This window comes from Acetobacter ghanensis, assembly GCF_001499675.1.
Taxonomy (GTDB): Bacteria; Pseudomonadota; Alphaproteobacteria; order Acetobacterales; family Acetobacteraceae; genus Acetobacter; species Acetobacter ghanensis.
Map to the genome: position 1 here is coordinate 2,066,629 of NZ_LN609302.1, position 14,857 is coordinate 2,081,485.

Genomic DNA, 14,857 nt, shown 5'->3' on the forward strand with positions numbered 1-14,857 from the left:
GAAAATTTGTGTCTGACATACTGGAAGTCACCATCTCCCACCTTGCGACTCAGGGAGATGGTGCCGCACGCCTGCCTGACGGCCACACCGTATTTGTTGCAGACACACTCCCACAAGAGCGGGTTACTATCCGCCTGACATCCGGCGGACGCGGCCAACTGGTCGACATCCTGACCCCGTCTCCACACAGAACAACCCCGCCCTGCCCGTTGTTTGAGCGCTGTGGCGGCTGCACATTGCAGTATATGGACCTACCTGCCCTGCTTGAATGGAAGACGGGCCTTGTAGCCCATGCGCTGGAAAAAGCAGGGTTTGAGGTTCCCACCACAATCCAAAGCTATCAGGTCCCGCTCCATAGCCGCAGAAGAGCTGATCTGGCCGTACGCCGGACCGAGCAGGGCATTGTTATCGGCCTACATGCCAAAGGCAGTCAGGACGTAACAGACATGACAAGCTGTGCGGTGCTGCACCCAACTATTGTCGCCAGCCTGCCCGCTCTTCGGGCAACGCTACGCAGCCTGCGTGCTGTACACAAAGCTGCCGACCTGCACATCAACCTGCTGGATTCGGGGCTGGATATCCTGCTCAGCACCGATTCGCCGCTCATCGCTACAGACCGGCAACGCCTGACAGCTTTGGCAGAAGAGCTGGATATTCCCCGCATTAGCTGGCAACGGATGAAGACCACGGGTCAGTCGGAAACAGCCGTGCAGCGTGCCCCCGTCTTCCAGACGATTGCCGGGCACCAGCTTACACCGCCGCCGGGCGCTTTTTTACAGGCGACACCCCAAAGCGAATCCGCCATTCAGAACGCTGTTCTAGAGGCCCTGCCAGCACGTCTTGGCAAACGCGCAACCGTAATTGAGCTTTACGCAGGATGCGGTACGCTCAGCCTGCCCTTGGGCGAGCGTTGTCAGGTACAGGCTTACGAAGGGTACGAGCCGGCTCTGACCGCTCTTAAAAGTGTAGGCAAATCACGCATTACTTCCATCTGCCGAGACCTCAATCGCCAACCTGTCATGGGTAAGGACCTTGGTAAGGCAGAAGTTGTTGTGCTGGATCCACCCCACGCAGGGGCCAAGCTGCAAATGCGGCAGATTGCGCTGGGCAAGCCTGATTATGTTATTTACGTCAGCTGTAATCCGGTCGCCCTGAGTAACGATACAAGCCTACTGGCCTCTGCCGGATACAGACTGGAAACGGTTTCGGTCATTGACCAGTTTTTATGGTCAGCCGAAACCGAGGCAGTGTGCTGCTTTAAACGTGAAAGCTCTCGCCGCAGCCGCAACGCCCTTTCTCATTGGGGTTAATGAACACAAACCCCTCTTCCAGATCGCTCTCCCGGTAGTCCATTTCTGAACCGATGAGGAAGAGGGTGGCCTTACGGTCCACCAGCAGGGTGAGGCCCTGATCTTTTACAACCTCGTCCCCTTCCCCCGGCTGGGCCACAAACGCCATATCGTAGGCTTTGCCGGAGCACCCTTTGGTGGACACAGAAACACGCAGCAACTCACCTGCATGAGCCGTGGCATACAGATGCCGCAGGCGTGTTGCCGCAGCCTCTGTCAGACGCATAAGGGGTGGCAGTTCCCTTTTGGTCGATGAAATGGTCGCACTTTGTGACATGTCACTTCATCCTTTCCGTCAGAACATATTCAGAGCAAGGCGGGCCTCATCGCTCATACGCGACATGTCCCACGGTGGATCCCACACCACTTCCACTTCGGCCGATTTGACGCCGGGCACTTTTTCCACCGCGTCCTTAACCTGAATGGGAAGTTCCTGCGCACTGGGACAATTGGGGGCGGTCAGCGTCATTTCAATCCGCACGCGCCCGTCATCATACAGGTCGATGGCGTAAATCAGCCCCAGTTCGTAAATATTGACCGGAATTTCCGGGTCATGCACGGTTGCTATGGCCTCGATCACGGCATCTTCCGATGCAGGACCGGCGACCTTGCTCTCCGCCTCTCCGGTGCTGGGCTGGGCAGCATCGTCACCTTCTGGCGTCCACCCTTCCACCTTGGCAGCGGATGGTGCTTCCGTCTGGTCATGCCCTGCGTGCAGAACATTCTCAACCGGCAGGCTCTGCGCCTGTGATGATGCCTCTTTTTGCACCTGAACGCCTTCTTCAACCATCGACATGAGAAAAAGCCTCCTCCAGCGCAACCCAAGGCAGTTCTGCGCAGCGTATTCGTGCTTTGTGGGACCGTAGAGGCGCAAAAACCTCCAGAGGCCCCAAGGAAACAAGGTTATCTTCCGCACCAGCAGAAGACGGCGCACCTACCAGCAAAGCCTTAAACCGGTCGGACACCTGACGGGCCTGTGCAACAGTACTCCCCCGCAACCGTTCCGCCATAAGGTCCGCCGCAGCAGAACAGATGGCGCAACCACGGGTCTGATGCCTGATCTCCTGAATATGGTGCCCGTCCAGAGCAATATCCAGATGCGTTTTGTCCCCACAGAGTGGGTTACGACCATCCCCCTGCACATCCGGCGCATCCAGCCGTCCGGCGTGGCGTGGTGTGCGGGCACGGTCCACTATATGCCGGTCATACAGGGCATCACGCTCGGCTGCGGTGGTGTTCACACAAAAAAGTCCCTGATGCGCACCAACGTATCGGCCAGCACGTCAATTTCTTCTTTCTGGGTGTAAATACCAAAGCTGGCCCGTGCCGTGGCGGTCAGGCCCAAACGACGCATAAGGGGTTCGGCACAGTGGTGTCCGGCCCTTATGGCAATACCGTTGCGGTCCAACAGTGTTGCAATATCGTGCGGGTGCACATCGGCCATAGTGAAGGACACAACCCCACCCCGTACGCGCGGACTGCCGACAATGCTCAGCCCCGGCACTTCGGCAAGCCGCTGGAGCGCATGGGCCGTCAGCTCAGCTTCGTGCGCGGCAATGGCCTCAAACCCAATTTTGCTCACCCATTCTATGGCAGCACCCAGACCAATGGTTTCCACAATGGCCGGTGTTCCCGCCTCAAACTTGTGGGGCACATTGGCCCATGTGGAGCGCTCGAACGTTACGGTGGAGATCATATCCCCGCCGCCCAAAAAAGGAGGCATCTGCTCCAGCAGGTCCCGGCGAGCCCACAGCACGCCAATACCCGTGGGGCCATACAGTTTGTGCCCGGTAAAGGTGTAAAAATCCGCCCCCAGCGCCTGCACGTCCGTTTTGTGATGCACAACGGACTGGCTGCCATCAAACAACACCTGCGCACCAGCGGCATGGGCCAGATCTGCTATCTGCTTTGCTGGCGTTATGGTGCCCAGCACGTTGGACATGTGTGTAATGGCCACAAGGCCAACTTTACCGTCTGCCAGCAGAGCCTTGTACGCGTCCATGTCCAGATCGCCTGCATCGGTAATCGGGGCCACACGCAGCTCAATGCCAGCACGGTCACGCAGCATCTGCCACGGCACGAGGTTAGCGTGATGCTCCATCTGGGAGATCAGCACAGCCTGACCGGGCTTAAGCAATGCACCAAAGGAATGGGCCACCAGATTGATGGCTTCCGTGCTGTTGCGGGTAAACACAATTTCCTCGCGCGAGGGCGCGTTGAGGAAATCAGCTACCAGATCACGCACACCTTCATACGCCTCGGTCGTGCGTTCACTCATCCAGTGCAGACCGCGATGAATATTGGCATACTGGTGGCGCATGGTGTTGGCCATGCAGTCGATCACCGCATTGGGCTTCTGGGCCGATGCGGCGCTATCCAGAAAAACCAATGGGCGGTCATGCACCTTTTCCCCCAGAATGGGGAACTGCTGCCTAATGGCCTGCACATCCAGTTGTGGCGCGGTATGGGTTGTTGATGAGGTCATGCCACCTCTCCCTTATGCGCAAAGCGGGCCGCCATAACAGAACGGCAGAAAGTCTGGGCCGTTGCATCCACCACAAGAGCGATGGCCTCATCCAAAAACGCATCGATCAGAATCTGACGGGCTTCCTGCTCGGGTATGCCTCGGCTGCGCAGATAAAACAGTTGGTCATCATCCAGTGCGCCAACGGTCGCACCATGGCTGCACCGCACGTCATCCGCATAAATTTCCAGCTCCGGCTTGGCGTCAATCTCCGCATCGGGAGACAGCAGCAAAGCCTGATTCATCTGGTAGCCATCGGTTTTCTGGGCGATCTGCTCAACCAGCACTTTGCCCTGAAAAACACCGCGCGCGTGGCCATCCAGCACGTTGCGCACGGTCTGGCGGGATGTGCAGTCGGATGCCGCATGGGTAATGACGCTGGTAACATCCCCAACCTGATGCCCAGCCAACCGCTGCGCACCATTAACGTGGACAACAGCACGGGGGGCACTCAGACGGGCATGAACCTCGTGCCGCACAAGCTGGCCACCCAGCCCCAGCACAAAGCTGTCATACACACTCTGGTGGCCAACATGCGCATACAGGGTGCCAAGGCTGATGGCCTGCGCGCCCTCCGTCTGCAATGTTACGTGTTCCAGCGTTGCGTCATCTTCCACCCGAATATCCATAACGGGATTATGAAGATACGCCCCCTGCCCGGCCTGCACACAGATCAGCCGCAGCTTTGCATTCTTTTCCACGGCAATCGTGTGTCTGGGATGAAAGGATACAGGCTCCTCCCCCGCCACACCGAGGGAAATAAGCATGACATGCCCTGCATCCACCCCGGCTGGCACGCGCAACACCGCACCGTCTTCCGCCAGTGCCGTATTCAGGGCCACCAGCGGGTCCCGGTCAGGAGCCGCCTGCAAACCGAACTGCGGTGTCTGGGCAAAAAAGGACAGGTCAACCTCATCCGGCAAAGCGCTGAACGCGGGCGCATGACGGCCGTTGACAAACACAATACGGGGCAGCGCTGCCATGGCCGGATGTGCCTGCAAGACGCCATCCAGCAGAGCACGAACCGCATTATCATCCACCTGCGCAGGCGGCGCTCCATAGTCCCGTTTACCCAGCGCGCGCAGAGCCGTGTACTTCCACGCCTCCGTCTTACGGTCGGGCAGACCTGTTCTGGCCAGAGCACCAACGGCGGATTGCCGCTCTGCTCCGGTAAGAGTGTTCAGCCTGTTGGCAAACAGCGCTAACGGGCCGGACATATCTTTGCTGAGTGCGTTCACGCCACCTCCGCCAGAAACTTGGTGTAACCTTCCTGATCAATCTGGCGGGCCAGTTCCGGCCCACCGGACAGGATGATCCGCCCACGCGCCATAACGTGAATACGGTCTGGCACCAGATAATCCAGCAGCTTCTGATGATGCGTGATCACCAGCGCCGAGAAGGTAGGAGCGCGCAGTCGGTTCACGCCTTCTGCCACAATGCGCAGGGCGTCCACGTCCAACCCACTGTCCGTTTCGTCCAGAATGGCGAAGGTCGGCTGGAGCAGGGTCATCTGCAACACTTCGTTGCGTTTTTTCTCACCGCCCGAAAAGCCGACATTCACATTGCGCTTGAGCATGTCCGGCGCCATGGAGAGGGACTTGGCTGCCTCGCGCGCCATTTTCAGGAACGCCACGGCGTCCAGTTCGTCCTGCCCGCGGGCGCGCCGCACGGCATTAACCGCGGTGCGCAGGAAGTTGGCGTTATTGACGCCCGGCAGTTCGATAGGAGACTGAAACGCCAGAAACAGGCCAGCAGCCGCACGTTCCTCCGGCTCCATGGCCAGCAGGTCCTGCCCGTGGAAGCTTGCCGTCCCCGCCGTAACCTCGTAGTCCTCGCGCCCGGCCAGAACATAGGACAGCGTGGATTTACCAGAGCCGTTAGGCCCCATGATGACATGCACTTCACCCGGCGGAATGCTCAGATCCACGCCACGCAGAATCTGCTTTTCCTGTCCGTCTGCGTCAATCTGCGCGCACAGGCCGGAAATTTCCAAAAACTGGCTCATACTCTGCTCTCCTTTAACCCACGCTGCCTTCAAGGCTGATCTGCAACAGTTTTTGCGCTTCCACGGCAAACTCCATGGGCAGTTCCTTCAGAACATCCCGGCAAAAACCGTTCACAATCAGGCCGACGGCGTCTTCCTCAGACAGGCCACGCTGGCGGCAGTAAAACAGTTGGTCTTCTGAAATTTTGGATGTTGTTGCTTCGTGCTCAATGCGCGCGTTCATGTTGCGGCTTTCAATGTAAGGCACGGTATGTGCCCCACACTGGTCGCCAATAAGCAGGCTGTCGCACTGGGTGAAATTGCGTGCACCAGATGCTTTGGGCTGCACCCGCACCAATCCACGATACGTGCTGTCTGACTGGCCCGCACTAATGGTCTTGGCAATAATGGTGGAGCGCGTATTGCGGCCCAGATGGATCATTTTGGTGCCGGTATCGGCCTGCTGGTGGTTATTGGTCACCGCAACGGAATAGAATTCCCCAACAGAGCCCTCGCCCTGCAGAATGCAGGAAGGATACTTCCACGTAATGGCGGACCCGGTTTCCACCTGCGTCCAGGATATTTTGGAGCGGGCACCACGGCATGCGCCGCGCTTGGTCACAAAATTATAAATCCCGCCACGCCCATTCTCATCACCGGGGTACCAGTTCTGCACCGTGGAGTATTTGATGGAGGCATCATCCATGGCCACCAGTTCCACCACTGCGGCATGGAGCTGATTCTCGTCCCGCATGGGGGCCGTGCAGCCCTCCAGATAGGAGACGGACGCGCCTTCCTCCGCCACAATCAATGTGCGTTCAAACTGCCCGGTATTTTTGGCATTGATGCGGAAATAGGTGGACAGCTCCATGGGGCAGCGTACCCCCTTGGGCACGTACACGAACGAACCATCCGTAAACACGGCAGAATTGAGGGCGGAGAAGAAATTATCACCCGCAGGCACAACCGTACCAAGGTACTGCCGCACGAGGTCTGGATGTTCCTTAACCGCCTCGGAGATCGGGCAAAAAATCACCCCCGCCTCTTCCAGCGTTTTGCGGAAGGTGGTGGCAACGGACACGCTATCAAACACGGCATCCACGGCAACTGGCGCGCGCTCGCCCTCGGGCACTTCCACACCGGCCAGCAAAGCCTGCTCATGCAGGGGGATACCCAATTTTTCGTAAGTCCGCAGCAGTTCTGGGTCTACTTCGTCCAAAGACTTGGGGCCGGGCTTCTTGCGCGGTGCTGCGTAGTAATGCGCGTCCTGATAGTCGATCGGTGGGTAGGCGACCTTGGCCCATTTGGGCTCCTGCATGGCCTGCCACGTTTTATAGGCAGCCAAACGCCATTCCAGCATCCATTCTGGCTCTTCCTTACGGCTGGAAATCAGACGGATAATGTCTTCATTCAGCCCTTTGGGAGCCATATCCATTTCAATATCGGTCTCAAAGCCCCATTTGTACGTGGACTGGCCCAGCTTTTCGACTGCTTCACGCGTTTGTGTGACTGCTGGCATTGTTCAGGCCCCTTCCCGCATTGTCTGGGTGGCATTGAGCTTATTGATCTGGGAGAGAACCGTGGAGCACGCCTCTTTTGGGCGCATACTCTCGAGCGAGATCCCTTCCAGCGTCGTCTGTATTGCCGTGTTGATAACATCCCAGCTACCGCACAGCCCGCAGGATAGCCCGGTATCGCACTCGCGCCCACCAACGCAGGCGGTCAGGGCAATCTGCCCATCCACTGCGGCAATCACACTGGCAACAGACATATCCGCCAAAGGCCGGGCCAGACGATAACCACCTTTTGCGCCACGCTGGGACAACACAAAACCATGCCCGGACAGAACCTTGAGCACCTTGGCAACCGTAGGTTCAGGCACACCGGTAATGGCAGCAAGAGCAGGAGACGTTACAACGCCTTCCTGTTCTCCCAGTTTCACAAGTATGACGATCGCATAGTCCGCCAGACGGGAAAGTTTCAGCATAATCCGGCTTTCACCTAATTAAAGACCTGAATGGTCCTGTTTCGGATACATGGCGAGAAGCGTTGCCAACGTCAACCCAAAACGTCCTGTTACAGGCGGACCATTCCTGCCTTCCTACGCATATGTGATCTGCATCCGTCCTGAACGGGTGCATTTATCCGAGCTTACGCCCATCCCTACGGCACAAGCTCTTCCATATCCGCTCAAGTGCCATGCACCCAGCAAGGCGGCTGTGCCTTACTGCGCGTTAATACCGAAGGTCAGTCTAAGAACAGCAAACAGAAGCGCCCCCACGGCAAACCCCACCAAGGTGCCGTTAAAGCGAATGAACTGGAGGTCCTTACCCACGCGTAGCTCCAGCTTTTCCGCAATTTCCACTGCATTCCAGCCAGAAACGACGCGGGCAATAAACTCGGACATCTGCTCGCGCACAAACGGCAAGGCCTTGCCTATTGTGCCATCAACCCGTGCCACTATGCGCTGGCGCAGCACGTCATCATTCCGCAGTTGCCCTGCCATGCGGGTCAGCACATCACGCAACAGGTTCGCCGTGCGGCCCTGCGGGTCTTCCACATCGGCCTCCACCATGCGACGAAACCGGAGCCAGATATCCGCCCACCAGCTCACAACACTTTCGTGCGACAAGACGGATGTTACAGCCTGCGTAAACTCCCGGCCGCGTTCGGGGTCTGTTTCTATGCGGTCGATCTGGAGTCTGACCCAACTGGTAAAGCCTTCACGCAGACTGGAATTTTCCGGATCGATTCGGTCCAACTCCTGCGCGGCAGCCGTCAGCACCTTGGTGGCGATGGACCCACCAATCGCCCACCCCAGAATACGCCCGCCCTGCTCGCGCACACGGTCCTCAATCATATCCCGCAGGGCGCCTTCCTTGGCCTTGAGGCCATCCTTGAGCTGACTCAGAAAGTAGGAGAGCACCTCCTGATGCCGGTCATCATCCACAAGGCTCCGCAAGGCTTTGGCGATAACGGGCGAGAGGTCACTCCCCCCCAGCAAACCGGGTATAATCCGACCAATGGCGTTACTGGCCCGGCCATCTTCCAGCCTATCCAGAAGCTGCGGCATGGACCGGGCCATGGCCCCCACCACCGCATCCTGCGTGGCCGGGTCCTCCAGCATGTTAGCTATAAACCCCGGAACATCCACCTTGGAGAGGACGCACTCCACCTCTTTGGCTGTAAAGACCTGACTGGCCACAAACCGCCCAAGGGCACGGGCAAGCCGGTCCTTTTGCGCAGGCAATATGGCCGTGTGTGGAATGGGCAGCCCCAAAGGGTGGCGGAACAGGGCGACCACAGCAAACCAGTCCGCTACCCCGCCCACAACACCCGCACGTGCACCGGCGCGCAGCATTTCCAGAAAAAAGCCATCCTCTACCCAGCCGGCGGCAGGGGCGGCATAGCCCAGAACCGTCACCCCTCCCATAACCACCAGCAGGCCTGTGGCTGCATTCTGGTATCGCCGAAGTGCCTGCCGGGCGGCGATGTCCCCTTCCTTATCGGTATGCGCTGTCATGCAGGTATGAATAGCACTCCACCCGCCCCACCCCAAGTGTGCGTGAGGCGGTTGCGCACAGAAAGCAGACATGGAAAGCTGCACATAAATTATTACCCTACCGTTTTGTTTCTTTTCCGATTCAATCCGCAAGGATATAGAGCGCGCATGAACACGGATTTTTCTTCCCTTCCTCCTCGCATCGGCAGCGTGCTCGCCTCCATTGCCAACACGTCGTCTGCCGGAACTCCGGCTGAGGGCACCAACCCCGTTATGGGCACGGCCCTGCGCCTGAGCGATGCGGTGGAAAGTGGGGCCATTACGTTTGAGGATGTGACCCAACTGGTGCACACCCTGCGCGATGAGGCCTTTCTGAGCCGCTCACGCCGCCTGCACCGCTACGTAGGAGGCGCCGCACTGGATACAGCGCAGGACAAACTGCGCCATGTTGCCGAGCAGATCTGCGCTGATCTGCCTGCCTCCTCGTTTGAGGCGTATCGCCAGCTTGTGTCTTCCATCCGTTTTGCGGCTGTTTTTACGGCCCATCCGACCTTTGCCCTGAGCAACCCGGTTTATGATGCTCTGGCAACAAGCGCCTCGCAGGAAGTCCCGCCTGAAACGGCACCATTTTTTACAACACACCGCCGCGCTGCGCCCCCAACGCTGGAAGAAGAATTTACTCTGGCGTCCCAAGCTATTACCCGCGCGCGGGACGCCATAGACCAGTTGAATGTGGCTCTGTTGACCACGGCCCAGAACACATGGCCCGACCAATGGAGCACGCTCTCCCCCTGCCCTGTCATTGCCACCAGTTGGGTTGGTTACGATACGGACGGACGGACGGATATCGGGTGGTGGGATACGCTACGCCTGCGTTTACGCATGAAGCTTTTCCAGCTTATGCGGCTGGAGCGCCAGATTGCCCATGAAGGAATTCTGGCCCCCGACCTGAGCAATACGCTGCATCGGGCCATAGACTGCGTTAAGGAACAGATCAGCGCTGTGCCCGCTGGTCCTTCGGACGGGCAAGCCGTAGCCCGCTTTGCGGAACTGATGGTTAACGGGCGCAAAACCGCCCTGAGCGCAGCATCGGACCTGAACGACCTATTGCAGGCCGCCATAGATGCTGCACCGCCTTCTGCGCAGGTGCCACTCGCCGTAGCCCGTGCTGGGTTTATGGCCCACGGCCTTGGATTGGCCCACACGCATGTGCGGCTCAACGCCAGCCAGATCCATAACTTTGTCCGCCAGAAGCTGAACCTTCTGGACGACCCGACCAATCTGGCCCAGCGCCGCGCCCTGCTCAACCGTGTTAACGAGGCGCTGGACGCGGTTACGCCCGTACCGGTGGACTTTGGAGCCCTTCTGAGCGACCCCTCCTCTGCCGGGCGCCTGATGATGACCATCGCCCAGATTGTCAAATACGTGGATTCCGCAACCCCTGTGCGCTTTCTGATTGCGGAAACCGAAACAGGCTACACCCTGCTGGCCGCACTGTGGATTGCCACCTACTTTGGCGTTGCGGACCGTATTGAAATTTCTCCCCTGTTCGAAACCGAGGATGCTCTGGTCAAAGGGGAACACATCGTTGAGGAAGCTCTCCGCTCCTCTGCATGGCGGGATTATGTGCGCCGCATGGGCCGGATATGCTTCCAGTTCGGCTATTCGGATTCGGGGCGCTATATCGGCCAGCTTGCCGCCTCCTACCAGATCGAACGCCTGCGCCTGCGCATTCATGACCTGCTGGTGCGTTGGGAACTGACCGATGTGGAAGTCGTGTTCTTTGATACGCATGGCGAGAGCATTGGTCGGGGTGCCCACCCGTTCCGCATGGCTGACCGGCTGGACTACCTCTCCCCCGCCCATGTGCGGAAACGTTTTGCAAGCAGCGGCATCCACTGCCGTGAGGAAACCGCTTTTCAGGGAGGAGACGGCTACCTGCTGTTTGGCAGCCCCGAACTGGCAACCGCCACACTGGCAACCATTGCTGAAAACCTGTTCCTGAGCGACCAGCAGAAAAGCGACCCGATTTACGACCACCCGGACTTTTCGGCCGACTTTTTCTCCAGCGTGATCGACACTATGAAAGGTCTGGTCGCAGACCCCGGCTATGCGGCTCTGCTGGGTGCTTTTGGCCCGGCCCTTATCGACCGTACAGGGTCGCGCCCCCCAGCCCGCCAGAGCGCCGAGGCCGCAACGCGCAGCCGGATTACGCACCCCAGCCAGCTCCGGGCCATTCCCAACAATGCCATTCTTCAGCAGTTAGGCTGGTGCGCCAATACGTTGCAGGGCCTTGGAGCTGCCGTCCAGCGGCACCCAGAAACATTTGAAACACTGAACACCTCCAGCCCGCGCTTTCATCGTGCGTTGGACTTTGCCCGCCATGCTCTTGCCTGCTCGGATGACAAGGTGCTCAAAAGTGTTGTGTGCATGCTGGACCCCGGCTTCTGGCTGGACCGCGCTTCGGAGGAAACTTCTCCCCAGAAGCAGAAAGCTTTTCTGGCCATTATGGGTGACCTTGAGCGCCTGAACCTTTCAGCCGAATTGCACACCATGTTCCGCCGCATTCAGGCAGACCACCTTGCCCTGCGCGAGGCATGGCAACACGCCCCCCGTACGGAACCGCGCATTCGCCTGCTTCATGCCATACGCATTATGCTGATCGAACGAATCTGGCTGCTGGCATGTCGCATTCCATTCTTCATGCCGCGTGGGGGCTTCAACCACGAAATGATGATGCAGCATATCCTGTGTCTGGATATTCCAACCGTCCTAAAGGAAATGAAGCATATTTTCCCCACCGGCACGGGACCATCAGATCTGGATTTTCATGAACCCCGAGGGCCGCGTGAGGAAGGCATTTACGTGCGTGAGCACCGGGACATCTTCACCCCTATGGGCGAAATGTTTGAACTCCTGCGCGAGATCAGCGTCGCGCTTATGCACGATATCGGAGCATTTGGTTAATTACCTCCGATCTTCCGCTGGCGGCGGATACTCCACACATTTGCCGCCAGACTGACTGGCGAAAACGCCACCAATAAAAACAGAAAGGAAGCGCTGTATTCAACAGCCCTTCCTTTCCCTCCCCATCAAAAAAATAAGCTGTAGTGCTCTGGCTCTGGCTCTGGCTCTGGCTCTGGCTCTGGCTCTGGCTCTGGCTCTGGCTCTGGCTCTGGCTCTGGCTCTGGCTCTGGCTCTGGCTTGCGCAACGCAATCTGGCAGGATGCACAACAAAAAAGCCGCTTCCCCGAAGGAAAGCGGCCTTAATGTTCTTTTCAACCCTAAAGCTGAAAGACTTATTTGGACTGTGCCATAATCTCGTCTGCCACGTTGCGCGGCACCGGATCGTAGTGATGGAACTGCATGGTGAAGGATGCACGACCCTTCGTCATGGAACGCAGATGAGAAATGTAACCAAACATTTCCTTCAGCGGCACATGTGCACGCACCATAACCGTGGAACCCGAGGTTTCCTGACTCTGGATCATACCACGACGACGGTTCAGGTCACCCACAACGTCACCAACGTGATCGTTCGGGGTAGTGATTTCCACGTCCATGATCGGTTCCAGAATAACCGGACCAGCGTTCTTCATACCGTCACGGAAGCAAGCCTTAGCCGCGATTTCGAACGCCAGAGCGGACGAGTCAACGTCATGGTACTTACCGTCGAGCAGCGTGAACTTAAAGTCCACCGTGGGGAACCCAGCCAGCACACCCGTGGAAGCCTGCATGCGGATACCTTTTTCAACCGCAGGAATATATTCCTTCGGAACGGTACCACCGACAACCTTGTTCTCAAACGTAATACCTTCGTTCCGTTCAACCGGTTCAAAGGCAATCTTCACTTCTGCGAACTGACCGGAACCACCAGACTGCTTCTTGTGGGTGTAGGTTTCCGTGTGCGGCTTGGAGATGGTTTCGCGGTATGCAACCTGAGGCGCACCCACGTTTGCATCCACACCATATTCACGACGCAGACGGTCGATAATGATGTCCAGATGCAGTTCACCCATACCGGACAGAATGGTCTGACCCGTTTCCTGATCGGTCTTGAGCTGCAGGGAGGGATCTTCACCAGCCAGCTTCTGCAGGGCCAGCGTCATCTTTTCCACTGCGTCCTTGGTTTTCGGCTCAACAGAAATGTCGATAACCGGAACCGGGAAGGACATACGTTCCAGAACAACCGGATCGGCAGGATCGGCCAGCGTATCACCCGTCTGGGAGTCTTTCAGACCAACAAAGGCAGCAATATCACCAGCATGAACTTCGCTCAGTTCAACGCGCTTGTCAGCGTGCATCTGGTAGATACGACCAATACGTTCCTTGTGGCCCTTGGTGGTGTTCAGAACGGTGTCACCGGTCTTGAGAACGCCACGATAGACGCGAACAAAGGTCAGCGTGCCGTATTTGTCGTTGATGATCTTGAACGCCAGACCAGCAAACTTGCCGTTGGGGTCAACCGGCAGGATGGGCTGAGCGGCTTCGTTTTCTTCTTCACCTTCCGGCGGAGCGCAACGAATACCTTCAACGTCGTTCGGAGCGGGCAGGTAGTCGATGATCCCATCGAGCAGCGGCTGCACACCCTTGTTCTTAAAGGCCGTACCACACAGAACCGGACGGAACTCGCCGGAAATGGCACCTTTTTTGATGCAGCGCTTCAGGGTTTCGACGGAAACGTCACCCTTTTCGAAGTATTCTTCCATGGCGGCTTCATCAACTGCCAGGGCCGTATCCAGCAGGTTCTGGCGTGCTTCTGCAGCCTTTTCCTTCAGGTCGGCAGGAATTTCTTCGTCGTGGAACTTCGCGCCCAGTTCACCACCTTCCCAGATGATGGCCTTCATTTCCACCAGATCGACAACGCCGAGGAACTGGTCTTCCGCACCAATCGGCAGCTGCAGGGGAATAGCAACGATGTCCAGCTTTTCCTTCAGCGTGTCGAATGCACGGTAGAAGTCAGCGCCAGTACGGTCGAGCTTGTTGATGAAGATAAGGCGGGGCACGTTGTAGCGGTCAGCCAGACGCCAGTTGGTTTCGGACTGCGGCTGAACACCGGCCACACCTTCAATAATGAACACGGCGCCATCGAGCACACGCAGCGAACGGTTCACTTCGATATTGAAGTCGATGTGTCCGGGGGTGTCGATGATGTTGATCCGGTGATCTTTCCAGTCACAGGTCACGGCGGCGGAGGTGATGGTAATACCACGCTCACGTTCCTGCGCCATGTAGTCCGTGGTGGTGTTGCCTTCGTGCACTTCACCAATCTTATGGGACACGCCGGTGTAGTACAGAATGCGTTCGGTCGTGGTTGTCTTACCAGCGTCAATATGCGCGGTGATACCGATATTACGGATCTTGGACAGATCAGATGTGGCGGACACGAAAACCTCCAGAAAACAGGTAAGGCGCGACAGGAAAACCCTCGCGCCTGTGGCCGCCGAACGCCGTAAATGCCACCTGAAAAAATATTTCTTCAGGAAGCCGGCTGCCGG

At 57.8% G+C, this 14,857-nt stretch carries 12 protein-coding genes; 2 read left to right on the top strand and 10 right to left on the bottom strand.

Annotated features, from left to right (window positions below; all coding sequences use genetic code 11):
* The first annotated feature begins 8 nt into the window (after positions 1–8).
* The gene (rlmD, locus tag AGA_RS09665) at positions 9–1,310 is read left to right on the top strand and encodes a 23S rRNA (uracil(1939)-C(5))-methyltransferase RlmD (RefSeq protein ID WP_059024103.1); all 1,302 of its coding nucleotides are present in this window, start codon (positions 9–11) and stop codon (positions 1,308–1,310) included.
* Here rlmD and AGA_RS09670 read toward each other — a convergent pair.
* From AGA_RS09670 to AGA_RS09710, 9 genes are all read right to left on the bottom strand, one after another.
* Positions 1,258–1,626: a HesB/IscA family protein gene (locus AGA_RS09670; protein WP_059024104.1), complete on the bottom strand. Its 369-nt coding sequence runs from the start codon at positions 1,624–1,626 to the stop codon at positions 1,258–1,260. The two genes, rlmD and AGA_RS09670, sit on opposite strands and share 53 nt — an antisense overlap.
* Before the next feature lie 18 nt (positions 1,627–1,644).
* Positions 1,645–2,145 (bottom strand): SUF system Fe-S cluster assembly protein, encoded by a 501-nt coding sequence (locus AGA_RS09675; protein WP_231945775.1) that lies wholly within the window; start codon positions 2,143–2,145, stop codon positions 1,645–1,647.
* Positions 2,132–2,590, bottom strand: a complete 459-nt coding sequence (gene sufU / locus AGA_RS09680; protein ID WP_059024109.1) for a Fe-S cluster assembly sulfur transfer protein SufU — start codon at positions 2,588–2,590, stop codon at positions 2,132–2,134. Before sufU ends, AGA_RS09675 begins: the two co-directional genes overlap by 14 nt.
* Positions 2,587–3,834 carry an aminotransferase class V-fold PLP-dependent enzyme gene (locus AGA_RS09685; protein ID WP_059024111.1) on the bottom strand — a complete coding sequence of 416 codons (1,248 nt, stop codon included), beginning with the start codon at positions 3,832–3,834 and terminating at the stop codon, positions 2,587–2,589. The genes sufU and AGA_RS09685 overlap by 4 nt, the downstream gene beginning before the upstream one ends.
* On the bottom strand, positions 3,831–5,090 hold the full coding sequence (sufD, locus tag AGA_RS09690; protein WP_157065384.1) for a Fe-S cluster assembly protein SufD: 1,260 nt from the start codon (positions 5,088–5,090) through the stop codon (positions 3,831–3,833). The genes AGA_RS09685 and sufD overlap by 4 nt, the downstream gene beginning before the upstream one ends.
* Before the next feature lie 17 nt (positions 5,091–5,107).
* Complete coding sequence (gene sufC, locus AGA_RS09695; protein WP_059024116.1) at positions 5,108–5,878, bottom strand: Fe-S cluster assembly ATPase SufC; 771 nt, start codon at positions 5,876–5,878, stop codon at positions 5,108–5,110.
* Between the two features lie 13 nt (positions 5,879–5,891).
* The gene (gene sufB, locus AGA_RS09700) at positions 5,892–7,376 is read right to left on the bottom strand and encodes a Fe-S cluster assembly protein SufB (RefSeq protein ID WP_059024118.1); all 1,485 of its coding nucleotides are present in this window, start codon (positions 7,374–7,376) and stop codon (positions 5,892–5,894) included.
* A 3-nt stretch (positions 7,377–7,379) separates the two neighbouring features.
* Entirely contained in the window at positions 7,380–7,844 is a 465-nt protein-coding gene (locus AGA_RS09705; RefSeq protein WP_059024120.1) for an SUF system Fe-S cluster assembly regulator, read from the bottom strand.
* A gap of 237 nt (positions 7,845–8,081) precedes the next feature.
* A complete protein-coding gene (locus AGA_RS09710) occupies positions 8,082–9,452 on the bottom strand; it encodes a DUF445 domain-containing protein (RefSeq protein ID WP_231946131.1) in 1,371 nt (456 codons plus the stop codon).
* A gap of 75 nt (positions 9,453–9,527) precedes the next feature.
* On the opposite strand from AGA_RS09710, the gene AGA_RS09715 reads away from it, so the two are divergent.
* Complete coding sequence (locus AGA_RS09715; protein ID WP_059024124.1) at positions 9,528–12,326, top strand: phosphoenolpyruvate carboxylase; 2,799 nt, start codon at positions 9,528–9,530, stop codon at positions 12,324–12,326.
* 332 nt (positions 12,327–12,658) lie between these two features.
* Here the strand turns inward: AGA_RS09715 and fusA are convergent, their stop codons facing one another.
* Positions 12,659–14,746 carry an elongation factor G gene (gene fusA, locus AGA_RS09720; RefSeq protein WP_059024126.1) on the bottom strand — a complete coding sequence of 696 codons (2,088 nt, stop codon included), beginning with the start codon at positions 14,744–14,746 and terminating at the stop codon, positions 12,659–12,661.
* Positions 14,747–14,857 lie beyond the last annotated feature (111 nt).

Bases quoted from the DNA above. Each gene is read 5' to 3' on its own strand.
- AGA_RS09710 (WP_231946131.1), bottom strand. From the start codon at position 9,452: ATGTCTGCTTTCTGTGCGCAACCGCCTCACGCACACTTGGGGTGGGGC.
- AGA_RS09685 (WP_059024111.1), bottom strand. From the start codon at position 3,834: ATGACCTCATCAACAACCCATACCGCGCCACAACTGGATGTGCAGGCC.
- AGA_RS09670 (WP_059024104.1), bottom strand. From the start codon at position 1,626: ATGTCACAAAGTGCGACCATTTCATCGACCAAAAGGGAACTGCCACCC.
- sufC (WP_059024116.1), bottom strand. From the start codon at position 5,878: ATGAGCCAGTTTTTGGAAATTTCCGGCCTGTGCGCGCAGATTGACGCA.
- AGA_RS09675 (WP_231945775.1), bottom strand. From the start codon at position 2,145: ATGTCGATGGTTGAAGAAGGCGTTCAGGTGCAAAAAGAGGCATCATCA.
- AGA_RS09715 (WP_059024124.1), top strand. From the start codon at position 9,528: ATGAACACGGATTTTTCTTCCCTTCCTCCTCGCATCGGCAGCGTGCTC.
- AGA_RS09705 (WP_059024120.1), bottom strand. From the start codon at position 7,844: ATGCTGAAACTTTCCCGTCTGGCGGACTATGCGATCGTCATACTTGTG.
- sufB (WP_059024118.1), bottom strand. From the start codon at position 7,376: ATGCCAGCAGTCACACAAACGCGTGAAGCAGTCGAAAAGCTGGGCCAG.
- sufD (WP_157065384.1), bottom strand. From the start codon at position 5,090: ATGTCCGGCCCGTTAGCGCTGTTTGCCAACAGGCTGAACACTCTTACC.